Origin of the sequence: Rhodococcus sp. IEGM 1379 (genome assembly GCF_030056815.1) — a bacterium.
Taxonomy (GTDB): domain Bacteria; phylum Actinomycetota; class Actinomycetes; order Mycobacteriales; family Mycobacteriaceae; genus Rhodococcus_F.
Genome location: NZ_JASHKR010000091.1, coordinates 1 through 16,408, shown reverse-complemented (window position 1 = coordinate 16,408; position 16,408 = coordinate 1). Strand labels below are relative to the sequence as shown.

General features: G+C 62.0%; 18 protein-coding genes. 12 read left to right on the top strand and 6 right to left on the bottom strand.

Features of this window, described 5'->3' with window-relative positions:
* Nucleotides 1-359 precede the first annotated feature (359 nt).
* Nucleotides 360-1,613 carry a serine--tRNA ligase gene (gene serS, locus QM600_RS25825; RefSeq protein ID WP_283264569.1) on the bottom strand — a complete coding sequence of 418 codons (1,254 nt, stop codon included), beginning with the start codon at nucleotides 1,611-1,613 and terminating at the stop codon, nucleotides 360-362.
* Between the two features lie 66 nt (nucleotides 1,614-1,679).
* A complete protein-coding gene (locus tag QM600_RS25820) occupies nucleotides 1,680-2,075 on the bottom strand; it encodes an ankyrin repeat domain-containing protein (protein WP_094274692.1) in 396 nt (131 codons plus the stop codon).
* Nucleotides 2,076-2,157: 82 nt separating this feature from the next.
* Between QM600_RS25820 and QM600_RS25815 the strand changes: the two genes are divergently transcribed.
* Nucleotides 2,158-3,252, top strand: coding sequence for a septum formation family protein (locus QM600_RS25815; RefSeq protein ID WP_283264568.1), 1,095 nt, complete (start codon nucleotides 2,158-2,160; stop codon nucleotides 3,250-3,252).
* Nucleotides 3,253-3,294: 42 nt separating this feature from the next.
* On the opposite strand, the gene QM600_RS25810 is transcribed toward QM600_RS25815, so the two are convergent.
* The gene (locus QM600_RS25810; RefSeq protein WP_502943102.1) at nucleotides 3,295-4,446 is read right to left on the bottom strand and encodes an RNA-guided endonuclease InsQ/TnpB family protein; all 1,152 of its coding nucleotides are present in this window, start codon (nucleotides 4,444-4,446) and stop codon (nucleotides 3,295-3,297) included.
* Between the two features lie 38 nt (nucleotides 4,447-4,484).
* Here QM600_RS25810 and tnpA point away from each other — a divergent pair, with 38 nt between their 5' ends.
* From tnpA to QM600_RS25780, 6 genes are all read left to right on the top strand, one after another.
* Nucleotides 4,485-4,880 (top strand): IS200/IS605 family transposase, encoded by a 396-nt coding sequence (gene tnpA, locus QM600_RS25805; protein ID WP_283264565.1) that lies wholly within the window; start codon nucleotides 4,485-4,487, stop codon nucleotides 4,878-4,880.
* Nucleotides 4,881-4,931: 51 nt separating this feature from the next.
* Nucleotides 4,932-5,282, top strand: coding sequence for a metallopeptidase family protein (locus QM600_RS25800; protein WP_169635257.1), 351 nt, complete (start codon nucleotides 4,932-4,934; stop codon nucleotides 5,280-5,282).
* A gap of 121 nt (nucleotides 5,283-5,403) precedes the next feature.
* Nucleotides 5,404-5,703 (top strand): PE family protein, encoded by a 300-nt coding sequence (locus QM600_RS25795; protein WP_283264563.1) that lies wholly within the window; start codon nucleotides 5,404-5,406, stop codon nucleotides 5,701-5,703.
* 60 nt (nucleotides 5,704-5,763) lie between these two features.
* Nucleotides 5,764-7,041: a PPE domain-containing protein gene (locus tag QM600_RS25790; protein ID WP_283264561.1), complete on the top strand. Its 1,278-nt coding sequence runs from the start codon at nucleotides 5,764-5,766 to the stop codon at nucleotides 7,039-7,041.
* A 47-nt stretch (nucleotides 7,042-7,088) separates the two neighbouring features.
* Nucleotides 7,089-7,862: an ESX secretion-associated protein EspG gene (locus tag QM600_RS25785; RefSeq protein ID WP_283264560.1), complete on the top strand. Its 774-nt coding sequence runs from the start codon at nucleotides 7,089-7,091 to the stop codon at nucleotides 7,860-7,862.
* A gap of 40 nt (nucleotides 7,863-7,902) precedes the next feature.
* Nucleotides 7,903-9,972 carry an acyltransferase family protein gene (locus QM600_RS25780; RefSeq protein ID WP_283264558.1) on the top strand — a complete coding sequence of 690 codons (2,070 nt, stop codon included), beginning with the start codon at nucleotides 7,903-7,905 and terminating at the stop codon, nucleotides 9,970-9,972.
* A gap of 6 nt (nucleotides 9,973-9,978) precedes the next feature.
* On the opposite strand, the gene QM600_RS25775 is transcribed toward QM600_RS25780, so the two are convergent.
* From QM600_RS25775 to QM600_RS25765, 3 genes are read right to left on the bottom strand one after another with little or no spacing between them, the layout of a single operon-like run.
* Nucleotides 9,979-10,647: a histidine phosphatase family protein gene (locus tag QM600_RS25775; RefSeq protein ID WP_283264556.1), complete on the bottom strand. Its 669-nt coding sequence runs from the start codon at nucleotides 10,645-10,647 to the stop codon at nucleotides 9,979-9,981.
* Nucleotides 10,644-11,558: a prephenate dehydratase gene (gene pheA / locus QM600_RS25770; protein ID WP_283264554.1), complete on the bottom strand. Its 915-nt coding sequence runs from the start codon at nucleotides 11,556-11,558 to the stop codon at nucleotides 10,644-10,646. Before pheA ends, QM600_RS25775 begins: the two co-directional genes overlap by 4 nt.
* Before the next feature lie 32 nt (nucleotides 11,559-11,590).
* Nucleotides 11,591-12,223, bottom strand: coding sequence for a hypothetical protein (locus QM600_RS25765; RefSeq protein ID WP_283264552.1), 633 nt, complete (start codon nucleotides 12,221-12,223; stop codon nucleotides 11,591-11,593).
* A 119-nt stretch (nucleotides 12,224-12,342) separates the two neighbouring features.
* Between QM600_RS25765 and QM600_RS25760 the strand changes: the two genes are divergently transcribed.
* The 5 genes from QM600_RS25760 to QM600_RS25740 form a co-directional block, all read left to right on the top strand.
* Nucleotides 12,343-13,107, top strand: coding sequence for a DUF2470 domain-containing protein (locus QM600_RS25760; RefSeq protein WP_283264551.1), 765 nt, complete (start codon nucleotides 12,343-12,345; stop codon nucleotides 13,105-13,107).
* Between the two features lie 10 nt (nucleotides 13,108-13,117).
* Entirely contained in the window at nucleotides 13,118-13,933 is an 816-nt protein-coding gene (locus QM600_RS25755) for a CPBP family intramembrane glutamic endopeptidase (RefSeq protein WP_283264550.1), read from the top strand.
* Nucleotides 13,934-14,078: 145 nt separating this feature from the next.
* Entirely contained in the window at nucleotides 14,079-15,323 is a 1,245-nt protein-coding gene (locus tag QM600_RS25750; RefSeq protein WP_502943103.1) for an LCP family protein, read from the top strand.
* Nucleotides 15,324-15,369: 46 nt separating this feature from the next.
* Entirely contained in the window at nucleotides 15,370-15,915 is a 546-nt protein-coding gene (locus QM600_RS25745) for a ferritin (RefSeq protein WP_283264545.1), read from the top strand.
* A gap of 90 nt (nucleotides 15,916-16,005) precedes the next feature.
* The coding region (locus QM600_RS25740) for a ferritin (protein WP_283264543.1) at nucleotides 16,006-16,408 on the top strand (403 nt) is incomplete at its 3' end.

Genomic DNA, 16,408 nt, shown 5'->3' with positions numbered 1-16,408 from the left:
CCCGCAAATCGTGTGCAACTCACCTGTTGCCTGTAACTGCTTGTCGCACCGACAACTTCGGGAAAAGTTAAGTTGAACCGGATGTTCACCACCAAAAGACGCCTTACACAAGAAGAACACCGGTACTCGGACTGGTGAGGGCAATCCTCACAAACGTTGAGGCGCAGCCAGGACATCGGTAACCGGATTCACTTTGGTTCGAAACAAACTTTGAGACTTCTTCAGGATCGACCCAGAAATTCGCACCTGGCCGGGGCCGTGACAAAGAGGCCGGGGCCGTGACAAAGAGGCCGGGGCCGTGACAGAAATTCCTGCCACGGCCCCGGCCGTATGTCGCTGTAATTAGAGTCGAGTATGTGTCAGCGAAGAACGTCCGTGCCCACGAAGGGCACCAGCGCGGCCGGGACGCGAACGGTGCCGTCAGCCTGCTGGTGGTTTTCGAGGATCGACACAATCCAGCGCGTCGTCGCCAGGGTGCCGTTGAGAGTTGCAGCCGTCTGAGGCTTGCCGTTCTCGTCGCGGTACCGAACGCCGAGCCGCCGGGCCTGGAAGGTGGTGCAGTTGGACGTCGAAGTCAGCTCGCGGTAGGCCTGCTGTGTCGGAACCCACGCTTCGCAGTCGAACTTGCGGGCAGCCGAGGAACCGAGATCTCCGCCGGCGACGTCGATGACGCGGTACGGAATTTCCATGGCGTCCAACATGTCCCGCTCCCAACGGAGTAGACGCTGATGCTCGGCGTCGGCGTCCTCAGGCCGGCAGTAGGTGAACATTTCGACCTTGTCGAACTGGTGGACGCGAATGATGCCACGCGTGTCCTTGCCGTAACTGCCGGCTTCACGGCGGAAGCACGAGGACCAACCGGCGTAACGCTTCGGGCCTTCGTTCAGTTCGAGAATCTCACCCGAGTGGTAGCCGGCCATCGGAACCTCGGAGGTGCCGACGAGGTAGAGGTCGTCTTCCTCGAGGTGGTAGATCTCGTCTGCGTGAGCGCCGAGGAAGCCGGTACCGGCCATGATCTCGGGGCGCACGAGCACTGGCGGAATCATCATCGTGAAACCGTTGGCGACGGCCTTCTGTGCCGCGAGTTGCAGCAGACCGAGCTGAAGCATCGCTCCGTAGCCGGTCATGAAGTAGAAACGCGAACCGGAAACCTTCGCGCCACGCTCCATGTCGATGAGGTTCAGCGATTCACCGAGTTCGAGGTGATCCTTGGGCTCGAAGTCGAACGTCGGGATCTCACCGACATGTTCGAGAACTATGTAATCGTCTTCGCCACCGGCCGGGGCACCGTCCTGGACGACGTTCGAGATCGCGCGATGCGCGGCGTCGAGTGCAGCCTGCGCGGCATGCTGCGAGGTTTCTGCTTCCTTCACCTTGGCGGCGAGCTCTTTGGAACCTTCGAGCAGCGCCGGACGCTCCTCCGGAGTTGCCTGCCCGACCTTCTTGCCGAAGGCCTTCTGCTCGGCGCGGAGATTGTCTCCGGTCAACACAGCAGCGCGTCGGGACGCGTCGGCTTCCAGGAGGGCATCGACCAGTCCGGGATCTTCTCCACGGGTGCGCTGCGACTCGCGGATAATTTCGGGATTCTCGCGGAGGAACTTGAGGTCAATCACGACTAGGAACTTTACCCACTCTCCCCAGGTCGCCGACGGTCACGTCCACGCCGGCGCCCGGGAGAGTCAGGATTCCAGCAGGCTCAGATAGTCCTCACGGCCGAACATGCGCGCTGCGTCGATCGCCGTCGGATGTCCACCGCGTGGGTCCGCCCCCCCGCTCACCAGCGCTTTCACCACCGCGTCCTCACCTTTGAAGACGGCACCGGCGAGTGGTGTCTGGTTCTTGTCGTTGGCGCGATTCACGTCGGCACCGCGCTCGATGAGAGCGACGACGGCGTCGGCGTGTCCGTGATATGCGGCCAACATCACCAGCGTGTCGCCACTCTCGTTGGTCAGATCGACCGGAATTCCCGCATCGACGTACGACGCCAAGGTGGCTGCGTCGCCGGTACGGGCCATGTCGAAAACTCGTCCGGCGAGTTCGATTGCGTCAGGATCCAGCGGAGTGTTGTCGTCCATGACTACGAAAGTACAGATCACCGACACGAGCGTTTTGCGATGAAGGTTCGGAATCGCCGCAGAAGCAGGCATGATGGAATCGATGTCTGAAGACAAGATCGAGATGCCGTCCGATCCCGCAGGCCCTTCGGGCTTGCCGGAGAAGAAAACTGTCTCCGCCAACCGAACCAGGCGCGTTCTGGCTGCGGTCGCCGTGGGTGCGGTTGTTGCTGCCATTGCGACAATCGCCATTTCCGGCGGGATGAGCCAGAACGACAAGCCCGCGGTAACCATCGGCGGGGGCGGCGCTCCGGCCACGGGTTCAGCCACCGAAAACGCCTTCACCGCGGCAGGGGCAGGCGATTGCCTGAACTGGACTCCCGCGACGGAGTCCGGCGGAGACCGCACCGACATGGCGAAGGTCGCGTGCGACAGTGTGCACCGTTTCGAAGTTGCGGGCCCACTCGATCTGTCTGTCTTCCCGGGTGCCGAATTCGGTCCCGGATCGCGTTACCCCGGAGCACTGCGGTTCGCGGAGTTGCGCGACGAACACTGCTCACCGATCGTCAACTCCTACCTCGGCTCTCGCTTCGACCCGAAGGGCAAGTTCAGCGTCGGCCTGATGTTCCCGAGTGAATCTGCGTGGTCGTCCGGTGACCGTTCGCTACGTTGCGGTCTGCAATTCTCGACGACGACGGGTGAGCTGCTGCCGTTCGCGGGACGTGTCGCCGACCAGGACCAGTCGAATGTCTGGGACGCCGGCACCTGCATCGGAATCAATCAGAATCTGCCGACCGATCCCGTCGACTGCGCGAGCCCACACGCCTACGAGGTCATCTCGGTCATCGACCTCGGCACGCAGTTTCCCGGCACCATGCCGTCCGTCGAGGATCAAGACCGGTACCTCGAAGGTGTCTGCACTCAGGCCGCCAACGAGTACTTGGGTTCTGCCGAAGCGTTGCGCAACAAGACACTGACCTTGTTCTGGGACAACATCGCGCTGGAAAGCTGGCTTGCCGGCAGCCGACGCGTCAACTGCTCCATCGGCAAGGAAGTCGAAACCGGCGGGTTCGCTGCCATCACCGGCAGCGCCAAGGGTGAGATTCTCATCAACGGCGTGGCTCCGGTCCCGCCTCCCGCAGCACCGGAAGGTCGGTCCTTGCCGACGCCGTTGCCCGGCGCAGCTCCTCCGTCGTAAATCTTAACGGTTCCCCACAGCTAAAGCCGGGGGATTTCAAGCTCAGAGCGCACCCGCAACCAACCCGAAGGAAGGCTGCGAACGTCTTACATCGTCAACGCAAGTGTGACCCCGCTCTGCCACAACCAGAATCACTCTGGCAGCGTTCCTGTCCCGACCGTCGGTATGCCCGCAGTCATCGCACAGGAAAGTTCGTTCATCGAGTTCGAGTCGCTGCTTGGCTCTCGCGAAGCAACTCGAACACGTCATCGTCGTGTACGCGGGTCGCACCATCACCACCGTTCGGCCAGCCCGCTCGCCACGGAAGATCAATTCCCGTTTCGCAGCACCGATCGCCGCATCCGCCGCTTTCCTCGCCATCTTCGACTTGGCCAGGAACTTCGGCTTGAAATCCTCCACCGCGATCAGCGCATGATGCTCGACCAGCCCTTTCGCCCAGAGACGGGCGTCATGCGAATTCTGGCGGACCGCTTTCTTGTGCAGCTTCGCCGCATCACGAACAGCGCGGGCATACCCCGCAGACTGCGGGCCACGTTTCCCGCTACGGCGACGCGACATCTTCCGTTGTGCTTTCGCGAGTTCGGCGGCGCACCGCTTCCGGTGCCCCAGATACGGCAGATCGTAAAGCGGATCAGTGGTCGTTGCCGTCGTGGACACGCCCCAGTCGATGCCGATGGAACCTTCCACCAGCGGAGTCGCCTCTACGGCACGACGAACAACGAAGGACGCATACCAGTGCCCCAACGAATCCTGGGTCACCCGAACAGATGTCGGCTCACTGGGAAGATCCCGCGACCACACCACCGGGATGTTCACGCCTTTCGGGAGGGCCAGTTTCCCGGCCTTGATCGCAAAGCCTCGTACCGTGTATTCGAGCGAAGGCCGCGAATTCTTCCGTGTCTTGACGGTCGGTCGGCCGCGCCCTTTCACCTTGAACGAGTGATCGAGCGCCTGCCCGTAGGTCCGCAACGTCTGCTGTTGAGCGACCTGGGACCCGTCTCGCAGCCACAGTCTGCGACTGCGAGCGTCGGTGAGAAGTTTCGAGAGTTTGCCGAAAGTCGGCTTGCGACCAGACTTCTGCTGATGGACAGCTTCATTCCACAGGAAGCGGCAGCGATGCCATTCGGCGGTCAGCGCCCGCTCGGCGATCGCCCCGGGCCTGAGCCGGAAGTTGTACCGCACAACCTCTTCCATCAAACGAACTATACAGCCTGTAGCTGTATATTGTCGGTGTGGACGAGATCAGATCGAACAACAACGTGGTCTACCGATGCACCTACCATGTTGTCTGGTGCCCCAAGTACCGACGCAACGTCATCGACGGGGACATCGACACCCGCCTCAAGCAGATCATCCGGGAAGTCTGCGCCGAGCGAGACGCACCGATCGTCGAACTGGAAACCATGCCCGACCAGGTTCACCTGCTGGTCACCTGCGACCCTCAGTACGGCATTCATCGTCTTGTCAAAGGGATCAAAGGCCGCTCGTCACGGCTGCTGCGACAGGAGTTTCCGTCTCTCAAGTCCAGGATGCCTACGCTCTGGACTAACTCGTACTTCGTTGCAACAGTCGGCGGAGCGACCTTGGAGGTCATCAAAGAATATGTGGAGAATCAACGAAATGTATAGCCGCCCTTACCTCCCCACAGCTAAAGCAGAGGGTTTCTCGGGCGGTATCGGATGACGGTAACCATGACAGCCGACCGGTTCGAGGACTTGGTCGGCGAAGCTCTCGATCTCATTCCGCCGGAATTGGCGAAGGCCATCGACAACGTCGTTGTGCTGGTCGAACCGCGTGACGAAGAGGAACCGGGACTCCTCGGGCTGTACCAGGGCATTGCTCTCACCGAGCGCGATTCTCAGTACGGCGGCTACCTGCCCGACACGGTCACCATCTATCGCGACGCGATTCTCGACATGTGCGAGTCCGAAGAAGAAGTGGTGCACGAGGTGGCGGTGACGGTCATTCACGAGATCGCCCATTATTTCGGAATCGAAGAGGATCGTCTGCACGAACTCGGCTGGGGTTAAAAGGCTGGGGTTAAAAACTCGTCCGTTTTCAGGGGAACCAATGCGTGCCCGGACGCATCTAATCTGATGCGGGGCCCTCATCTCGCACATTATTGGACCCGTCAACTAGGAGTTCGGCACTATGCACGTCGATCCTCACGCCCTCTTGGCAGCTGCCGCAGAACTCGAAGCGGCGTCGGAACGCTTGCGCGGAGTCGTTTCTTCGACGCGTCCCGCCCGTCATGTTCTGCCTGCCGGCGCTGAAGAGGTGTCGACCAACGCCGCCAACTACTTCAATTCGACGTCCGACAGCCTCGCGTTGTCAGCGAATCGTGCTGTCATCGAACTCGAGAATGCGGCCGCAACTCTTCGTAGACATGCTGCCGCCTACCAGCTGGAGGACCAGCGGATACAAGCGGATCTGGCGTCGGCACCAGTCTGAGCGCACAGCACTTCGGCAACAATTTCGCATTTGCAGTCAACTTCCTGGGGGGAAGAAAAAATGGTCGGCATCACCGGTGTCATCTGGTATCCACGCGGCGCAGCGCCCAATTCAGCTGCTCTGATCGCCGGTGCTGGTCCGGTACCACTGACAATTGCCGGCGACGCCTGGTCTGCGGTGGCAGCTGGACTCGGAGACACCGCGTCGACGGTCACGCGGGTAATGGCGAATCTACGAACCGGCTGGTCAGGTGATGCTGCTGACGCCGCGTTGACCAAGTTCGGCCCTTTCCAGGAGTGGGCCGCACAATCCGCAGCGCTCGCCCTGACAACCGGCGGTAAAGCGCAGGTTCAGGCAACGGCATACACCGTGGCGGCCGTCATGATGCCGCCATTGCCGGAAATCATGGCAGTAGACACGGCCAAAATAGCCGCATATTCCCTGGGCGGCGCGTTGACCGGTGCAGCTGCGGCTGCCGAGACTGCCGCGGAACTACTCAAGATACAAGCTGCGACGGCTATGGAAACCTACGATTCCGCTTCAGCGCATCTTGCGGTTCGGCAAGAATTCAACCCTCCGCCGTCCATCGCCACCTCCGATATCGCCGCGCACGACACCCGGCAGGTTGCCGTGGTGGGCCCGCCGCCGGTCAGTGCCTTCATCGAGCCGGTTCGCACGGCCGCGGCGGCAATCGCATCAGTTGTGTCCAATCCGGTATTCGGCGCTGCCGTTTCTCAGGTCGGTACGGCTCTCGGAGGCACTGTTCTCGGTGGTGCAGCAGCTGCCACCAACGCTGCCGCAGCCGCTGGGGCTACCGCCATTACCGCCGCCGGCGCCGTATCAGCCGGCGCGGGACTCGGAACCGGGCTGGGCGCCGGCGCAGCCTCACCACTGAGCTCACCACTGACTGCCCTCACCGGACTGGCCGGCGGTACTACCGGCAGGCATGCAGCGGCTACTACCGCTGCTGCTGCGACCAGCCCCTTCGGTACAGGCTCTTCCGCCAACGGCGGAGTGGGCGCTGGCAGCTCCCTACGAGTCGAAAGCAGCGCGAGCCAGATCACGCCGCGTGCTGCGTCAGCAGCTCCTTCAGGCGCAGTCATGAACGCGGGCTCTGCCGACGCTCTCCGCACCGATACCGTCCGCACTGATCCCGCACGTTCCCAGTCGGGATCCGGGTCCGCCCCGATGGGCGGCGGCCGTCATGCTGCAAAAACGGACGACGATTCCGAAGATCACGACACCCCTGACTACCTCAAACACTTCGAGCATTTCGCCGACGGCCGGACGGTCATTCCATCGGTGATCGGCGTTGCCGATGAAGACGTTCAGCCATGATCGACCTCGGGATATCACCCCTGACCGGCACTTTACCCACTATCACCGTGACATCCGCCGAGATCGAGTACGCCCGCGATTGCCTCGGTCTCGATGTGCTTCCGGTCGTGCTCGGCGGGACCGCTTTTTCGGGATCCACCGCTGAACGCAAGGAATCAATGGACGGAGCTGCCGTCACATTGGCCCAGCAGGGCCTGCTCCCCGGCGGGGAGATACATCCTGAGCTCAACACCGCACTGGTGGCGTTGACGCATCCAGTGCAGGAGCTGGCATTGCGCCGCCACTGCGGCGGCACCATCACCCGAGTGTGCGTCACTCAGAGTGAATCTGCCTGCATAGAAGCAACATTCAACGCAGAAACGGCTACCTACACACTGCGTGGTGTTGAGTCCGACCCCGCCGATTCCATCCTGCGCGCGCTGGGTCCGTGCACCGCCATGCAGATCGCCGTTGTCAACGCACCGACTGATGAATTGAGCATCGCATTCAATGCCGGGCCCGACATCGACACATTGGTTTCTGCGCTGACCAATGCCGGGGTGCCGCCGATTGAAGCCGGTCAGCTCGGAAATGCCCTCGTCGACTGCACTGCGTTCACCGAAATTGTGGGCATTACGCATGCTCTCGGTTCCGCGCACCTACCGGCAGGAACTGTGACGGTCTACGACACTGCGCTCGGTCGTTTGGTGGCGTCGTCAAGTTTGTCGGCCGACGGCACACCCTGGACCTCGATCAGTGCCGGAACATCAACTCGACTGACCCAAGCAGTAAACAGGCTGGTAGAGAATCTGGAGAGCTCGTCAGCAACGCCCTCCAGGTAACCTCGAGCAGTCCCCTCAACGCCCGGAGTTCTACCGCAGCATGCTTTCATCCAACCTCACCAGCAGTACCGTCGAGCCCCCACAGAACAAACGAACAACCCAATACCGTCAGGACCTGAACGGCCTGAGGGGCCTCGCCATCGCTTTGGTGGTCGTCTTCCACGTGTGGTTCGGCAAGGTGTCCGGCGGAGTCGACGTCTTCTTGGTGCTGTCCGGCTACTTCTTTGTCGGCTCACTGGTGCGCCGGGCAGAGCATAGTTCTCCGTCGCCCAATCCCCTGCCAGCACTGCGCCGAGTCTTCGTGAGGCTCTTCCCGCCGATCGCTGCCGTAGCCTTTCTCACGGCAATTGCCAGTCTGCTGCTTTTGCCGCGCACTCGATGGGCAGATCTCGCCGACCAGCTGACAGCGGTTCTGGGCTTCTTCCAAAACTGGCAGCTGGCTCTCACCGCGAACGACTATCTTGCCGCCGACGGTTCGGTATCGCCTCTCCAGCATTTGTGGTCGATGGCCGTTCAAGGTCAGTTCTATCTGCTTGCCATCGTCGTAGTTCTCACTACCGCGTCAGTTGTTTCGCGCACCAGGCCGGAACTTCTGCGTGCCACTCTCGCTGCGGTTTTCATCGTTCTGGCGGCCGGTTCATTTGTCTACGCCACGGTGATGTCGTCACACGATCAAGCCTGGAACTACTACGATTCCGCCGCCCGCCTGTGGGAACCATCGGTGGGCGCTCTCGCCGCCTTGATGCTGACACGCTGGAACATCACAAGGGTCGGGGCGTGGCCTCCGGCTCTGCGAACAATTCTCGGCAGTGCCGGCCTCTTCTCCATCCTTCTGTGCGGATTCTTCCTCGATGGCTCACAACAATTCCCCGGCCCGTGGGCGCTGGTTCCCACACTTGCGACCATCGCACTGATCGTCAGCGGGACTGGCGGGGGTGACAAGCCCTGGACCGCAGCGGTTCTCGCGCACCCCGCCTTGGCCTGGCTGGGTTCCTTCGCCTTTGCGCTGTATCTGGTCCATTGGCCGATCCTGATCTTTACCCTGGTCGTTACCGGGCGCCCCGAGGCCGACTTCTTCAGCGGGGCATTGATCATCACTGCATCGATTGCTGCAGCTCATGCACTGCGCCAGGCAGTCGAGGCGCCCATCGAACGCGGCAATCGGGCACGTCGACCGATCCTTCTCACTTCGGTGATCAGCGGACTCGTCATCGTCGCCTCAATGTTCGCCTGGCAGGGGTACGTGGGAAGTCACAGCACCGGACAACGAGCGGCCGATACCCTCGACATCCACACCCACCCTGGCGCCCTCGCTCTGACCAACGGCGCCAAAACCCCGCGTGCATCGATGGTTCCGTCCATTTTTGATGCGTCCCTGGATCTTCCGGCCACCACGCTCGACGGATGCATCGCAGATTTTCAGCAGAACAACATCGTTCATTGCACGTACGGCGACGAGAATGCAAACCGCACTATCGCCTTGGCGGGCGGATCCCATTCCGAGCATTGGATTACCGCACTCGACGAACTCGGACAGAGTCACGGATTTCGTGTCGACACCTACTTGAAGATGGGGTGTCCCTTGACTGCCGGAGATGGACCGAGCGACTACCCGGATTGTGTCGACTGGTCGAACAGCGTCATCGACGAACTGGCAACAACGGCAACGGACTTCGTATTCACCACAGCCACCAGGCCCAGTCCGGACGGCCCTGGCGATGTGACGCCCGAAGACTACGTCAACGTGTGGCGGGAACTGGGGCAGCACGGAACCCAGGTTCTTGCGATTCGTGACACGCCCTGGCTGCACTATGACGGCGTGCCGTACCGGGCGGTGGACTGCCTGGCCACGGCTACGTCGCCGGATCATTGCGCGCTTCCGCGGCCGGACATGCTCAGCGATGTCAATCCCGCGTCGGCGGCAATCGCAGACCTCTCCAACGTGCGCCTACTGGACGTGAGCGATGGCGTCTGCGGTCCGGAACTGTGCCGCGTGGTCGAGGGAAATGTGTTGGTGTACCACGATTCCCATCACCTCACGGCGAGTTACGTCCGAACCTTGGTGCCGGAACTGGAACGGCAGTTGGGCTCGGCTACCGACTGGTGGTGAACCGGTTCAGCCCATCACGTCGTCGGCGCCCGGTATCAGCCTGTGCTCGAACGGCGGGTTCACCGTTCCCCACCGCAAGCAATCCCAGCCGCCGTCTACGCGCGGAATCAGCTCGACGCTTTCGGTGTTCGCCAGGTGATTGTTAGCCGCAAACAGTCCGGGAATGCCCGAAAGTTGCGCGGCAACCAGTCGGATGGCGGCGCCATGACTGACTACGACGATGTCGCCGTTGCCGGACGGATCGCCGAGGAACTCCTCGCGCAGCGAGTTGATCACGGGGACATACCGTTCCAGGACGTCGTAGGCGGTCTCACCGCCGGGGATACGCTCCCCGAGGTTGCCGGTATGCCAATGATGAAAGGTCTCGACAAACAGACGGTGCGCCTCTTCGTCGGTGCGATCTTCGAGGTCGCCGGCTTGCACTTCATGCAGACCGTCACGCACGTCCAGCGAAACGCCGGCCGCTTGTTCCACGAATCCCGCTGTCTGCCTTGCCCTCAACGCCAACGACGACACCAAAGCCAGCGGCGGCGTAGCAGCCAGGCCGACGCCCAGGGCCTCGGCCTGAGCCAACCCCTGCGGGGTCAGTTTGGCACCGGGCAGTGCAGTATCGAGACGCTTGGCGACGTTGGCTTCCGTCTGGCCGTGCCGAACGAGGATGAGCCTGCCGGTCATCGCTCCCCCTCTCCGCGCTTGAGATCTTCGATCCATGAAATAGCTTCTTCGTCCGAGGGAGGTTGCGGACCTGTTGAATTCGCAGTTGCCCAGGATCCCAGGAACCGGACGCCGGACTTTCGATGCAATGCGCGCATCGCCTCTGCGACCAGCGAGTCCTCGACGTGCCCGACACAGTCGACGAAGAATCGGTAAGTTCCCAGCTCCGTACGCATCGGCCGGGATTCGATTCGTGTCAGATCGATTCCGCGAGCGGCAAATTCAGAAAGTGCCGTAACCAACGATCCGGGGGCGTTGTCGAGATGCAAGACCAGCGCTGTGCGGTCGGCCCCTGTCCGGGCCGGCACGGGGGCAGCCTTGGTGACCAGGACGAAGCGCGTCACGGCGCCGCCCACGTCGGCGACGTTGTCGGCCAGACTTGCCAGATCGAGCATCCGGCCGGCCAGCGCAGTGGATACCCCGGCGTCGACGGTTCCCGCCTGGACGTCTAGAGCGGCACCGGCATTGGAAGATGCAAGCACTACCTCCGCGCTCGGGAGATTAGCTGCGATCCAACCACGGACCTGGGCGCTCGCATGAGGGTAGGCGCCAATGGTGCGCACCTGATCTGCGGTGATACCAGGCCGAGTCAGGATCGAGAAGCTCACCTCGATCTCGGTCTCCGCGACAATCTGCAGGGGCGAACCCAGCGCGAGGGAATCGAGCGTCGGCGCGACTCCGCCTTCCACCGAATTCTCGAACGGTACGACGGCACCGTCGACAACACCGTCGCGAACCAGATCAAGCGTCGCCGGTGGACTGCCGGCGGGCACGCGTTCGACGGGTTCGTCGAACGTGCCCTCGGCCTCGAACTGGGCGAGCGCTATCTCCGTGAAGGTTCCCGACGGACCGAAATACGCGATTTTTGGCACGTCTCAAAGATTACGCATCCCGGTGCCACGTCTCAGCTCAAACCCGCCGCCCGAAGTTCATTTTCGACGGACTCCGGATCGGCAACCTCGATCGTGAGCAGAACTTCGCGCAATGCCGTCGCCGCTTCGGGGATCAAGCCGGCCAATTTTTCCGGCTTCGGATCGAGGATCGCCGCGCGGGCGTCGTCGCCGCGCAGAGCTGCCATGGTTCCGCACAGCAGAGCGATGACCTCGGCCGTATCCGCTGCTTGGGCTACAAATCCCACCGATTCGTGTGCCACCACCGCAAGAAAATCGGCGATCTCGGCCGGCGCGCGCCCCGACGCGAGACCCGGAATCCGTCCGCCGGCGCACAGGAGCGCTGCCGATTCGGCTGGAGACAAAATCTCGTCGCCTCCGTCGACATACACCGCGAGCGGCGCGGACAAGTTCAGGGCGATGGCGTCGTCGATCTGCTCGGCGGTGCATTCCAGATCGAACCGAACAGCTTCAGGCTCGGCCGGCAGTTCCGCGGGATCGATGTCGAGAAGCACTACGACGCGTCCCGCGGATTCAGCCTCGAGCAGCGTCGACGCCGGTACGACGCGTGACGCGCCGAGCAGGAGTCCGTCGAGGAGTCCGCGGGATTGTTTCGGGGGCAACCCGAGTGTGAGAGGTATGGCCACCCCTCAACCGTAGTTCAGGTGGTTTTTGCCGAAGTCTTGCGATTCACCTCACCAGAGATTAGGTTAGGTTTACCTCATTGCATGATGGGTTCCGGAGATTCACCGACGAGGAGGCAAGCATGGATACACGAACCAAAACCGGTCCGTCCACCGCCGAGCGTGTGCGTAGCGCCTGCGTACGAGCACAAGACGCGGTTCTTGCGATCGAAGGCAGCGAGCCGACAGTCACGTCGCTGCACCACCTCCGGTCCAATGGCGACATCGTCGTTGCAGTGCCCGCGACGTCCACCGCCACGGCTCTGGCGTGGAGCGCCGGCAACGGCGGCCTGCCCGCAGTAATCGAACTCACCGACCACGCACCATTGGCTCTGCGGGAACCCGTCCGCTCACTCGTCTGGTTGCGCGGCACGCTGCACGCCGTGCCCGACTACGAATCGCGAGTTCTCGCCGACGACGTCGCCTCCGAACATCCGCACCCCGCGCTCCTCGACCTCGGTCACACGTCGGTTCTCCTTCGCCTGACCCTCACGTCGGCGGTCGTCGCAGATTCCTCGGGCGCCGAACCCGTCGCCGTAGACGAACTTCTCGGCGCCCAGCCGGATCCGTTCTGCGAGATGGAAACAGCCTGGCTGCAGCACCTTGACGACGATCACAGTGACCTTGTGGACCTGCTCACACGAAAACTGCCCGCGTACCTGCGCACCGGACGGGTGCGTCCGCTGAGCGTCGATCGCTACGGACTGCGGTTGCGCGTCGAAGACAACGCCGGCGATCGTGATTTCGCGATGCCGTTCGCCCAACCCGTCGACGACGCCATCTCACTGAGTCGAGCAATCCGCATCCTCGTCGGCTGCCCGTTTCTGAACGGTTTGCGCAGCGGCTAGCGTTGCGCGGGTGAATGCCCGCGAAACTGTCCGCTCGTGGTTGGCTCCGCCCGCTCCCGCCGGGCCGACGCTCGATGCGTCGGCGCGCCGAGGTGTCTGGATCGAGATCACGATCGTCCTGCTGGTCACGTTCGGTCTCAGCGGCTTGTCCGGCATCTTGTCGCTTCTCGAATCCTTGGCGACGCCGGTAGCCCTGTCCGATCAGACGGTGGCTCTCAATCCGTCGCGGGCAACCATCGACTGGATTGACCTGGCACGCCAATTACTGAGCGTTGCAAGACTTTTCGCCTGGGCAGCCCTTGGCCTCTACTTGCTGTGGCGAGCGGGAATCGGTCCCACCGCAGCGGGCCTCACGCCCAAACCGAAACTACGACGCGACATCGCTCCCGGCTTCGGACTGGCCGCGCTGATCGGGCTTCCCGGCCTCCTCTTCTACCTCGTCGCACAAGCACTGAACATCAATCTCACTGTCCAAGCGAGTGCACTCGACGACCACTGGTGGCGCGTCCCGATTCTGATTCTGTCGGCGATCGCGAACTCTAGCGCCGAGGAAGTTCTAGTAGTCGCGTATCTGATCAGCAGGTTGCGCGCCCTCGGCTGGAGCGAGAATTCCTCACTCCTCGCGTCGTCACTTCTGCGTGGCAGCTATCACCTGTACCAAGGTTTCGGCGGGGGCGTCGGCAACGTGATCATGGGCCTCGTTTTCGGCCGATACTGGCAGCGAACTGGTCGGTTGTGGCCGTTGGTCATCGCGCACGCTCTCATCGACATGGTCGCGTTCATCGGTTACGCCCTACTGCGCGATCACGTGGGCTGGCTGCCGTGACCGGTACCGTGAACAGGTGACCGGCGACTCCGAAAATCCTCAGCGCCCGCCGCGGCCCGTCCCACCGAACCCGGGCAGGCCGCGTCAGGGCCCGCCTCCGCGTGGGCAAGTGCCGCCCCGTGGTCAGGTGCCGCCGCGTGGTCAGGTGCCGCCGCGTCGGCCTGAACCAACGCAGGTCATCAGGCGTGACGGCCGCCCGCAGCAAAACCGTCCACCTCACAACACACCACCCCAGAACACACCACCCCAGAACCAAGCGTGGTCACAAGCTCAGGCGCAGCCGAACCGCAACGAGTGGGCTCCCACGCAGCAGCCACAGCAGTATCGAGGGACACCTCCCCCGCAACAACGTCGGCAGGCGCCCCCGCCGCCGCGGAGAACGCCACCCAACCAGCCCCCGCCTCGTCCTCAACAAGCCCGTCCGCAGCCACCCAAACCGCGTCGACGACGCCATTGGGGCCGACGCATCGGCATCACCGCGTTGGTGTTGCTGCTCGCGTTTGTCGGAGCGATCTTCTACGTCGACAATTCCCTGAATCGGATCGACGCCCTGCCCGACTATCCGGGCCGAGTGGCGGATACTCCGGGCACCAACTGGTTGATCGTCGGTTCCGACAGTCGCGACGGCCTCACTCCGGAGCAGGAGCAAGAGCTCGCGACCGGCGGCGATACCGGGCCCAAGCGCACGGACACGATCATGCTGGTTCACGTCCCCAAGAGTGGGAAGACCACGATGGTCAGCATCCCGCGCGATTCGTACGTGCCGATTCCGGGTGAGGGTTCCAACAAGATCAATGCTGCATTTGCCTGGGGCGGTGCGCCTTTGCTGGTGCAAACCGTCGAGCAGGCGACGGGTGTGCGGATCGACCATTACGCCGAGATCGGATTCAGCGGTTTCGCGGGCATCGTCGACGCCGTCGGTGGGGTCAACGTCTGTCTGCAATCTCCGATCGACGATCCGTTGGCCGGCATCAATCTGCCGGCCGGCTGTCAGGACCTGGCGGGCAAGGATGCGCTCGGATTCGTGCGTACCCGTGCAACTGCGATGGCCGATCTGGACCGGATGAACAATCAGCGCCAGTTCATGTCGGCGTTGTTGTCGAAGGCCACCAGTCCGACGACCTTCCTCAATCCGTTCCGGCTTTGGTCCCTCGTCACTGACGCGGCAAAATCGTTGCAGGTCGACAAGAGCGATCACATCTGGAATCTGGCATCACTGGCGTGGGCATTGCGCGGCGGAATGACAACAACGACGGTTCCCGTCGGCGGCTTCGATTACGTCGACGGTGCGGGCGATGTTCTGTTGTGGGACAAGGCTCGTGCGTCCTCGTTCTTCGATGCCCTCGCCAACGATCAACAGATCCCGGCAGATCTGATCACGGTCGGGTGAACCACGTAGCTTCCTCGATCGAGCATCCAACCAGTAACCTGAACGGATGACACAGGCGAAGAACTCGAGCGAATTCACCATCCTTCTGCGTGAGCAGATCCGCAATGAGTTCACTGCGTCTCAGCAGTACATCGCGGTTGCGGTGTACTTCGACTCGCATGATCTTCCGCAGATGGCGACGCGTTTCTACAGTCAGGCCGACGAAGAACGCGGCCACGCAATGATGATGATCCAGTACCTGCTCGACAATGACCTCGACGTCGATGTCCCCGGCATCGACGGGGTTGTCACCAAGTTCGAAAACGTCCGCGAGCCCGTCGAATTGGCTCTGAAGCAGGAGAAGACGGTCACCGAGCAGGTGACTCGTCTGGCTCGCACTGCCCGCGATACCGGCGATTACTTGGGCGAGCAGTTCATGCAGTGGTTCCTCAAGGAACAGGTCGAGGAAGTTGCCAGCATGACAACTCTGTTGTCCATCGTGGATCGGGCCGGCGGCAATCTGTTCCATCTCGAGAATTTCGTTGCGCGAGAGATGAACAATCCGACTGTCGCGGACGCTACATCCCCGAAAATTGCGGGCTCCGGAGCCTGATCAATTAGGCGTGCATTAGTTTGGGAACGCTTACCACAATAAGGCTGGGCTAGGATGACATAGCCTTTGACCTGCACTATTTTGGTATTCATGACTTCTGGTGATTCTCACACGACCAAATTCCATGCCTTGCTGCGAGACCAGATTCGTAACGAGTTCAATGCCTCGCATCAGTACATCGCGACGGCTGTTTATTTCGACAATGCCGACCTTCCACAGCTTGCCAAGCACTTCTACAAGCAAGCTGTGGAAGAGCGCAATCACGCAATGATGATCGTGCAGTATTTCCTCGATCGCGATATCAATGTCGAACTCACGGGCGTCGACGCAGCCAAGTCCGACTTCAAGGATGTGCGCGAGCCGATTGCGCTCGCTGTCGTCCAAGAGAAGACGGTCACCGAGCAGATCGTTCAGCTTGCCAGCACCGCCCGTGAAGAGGGCGACTACCTGGGCGAGCAGTTCATGCAGTGGTTCCTCAAGGAGCAGGTCGAGG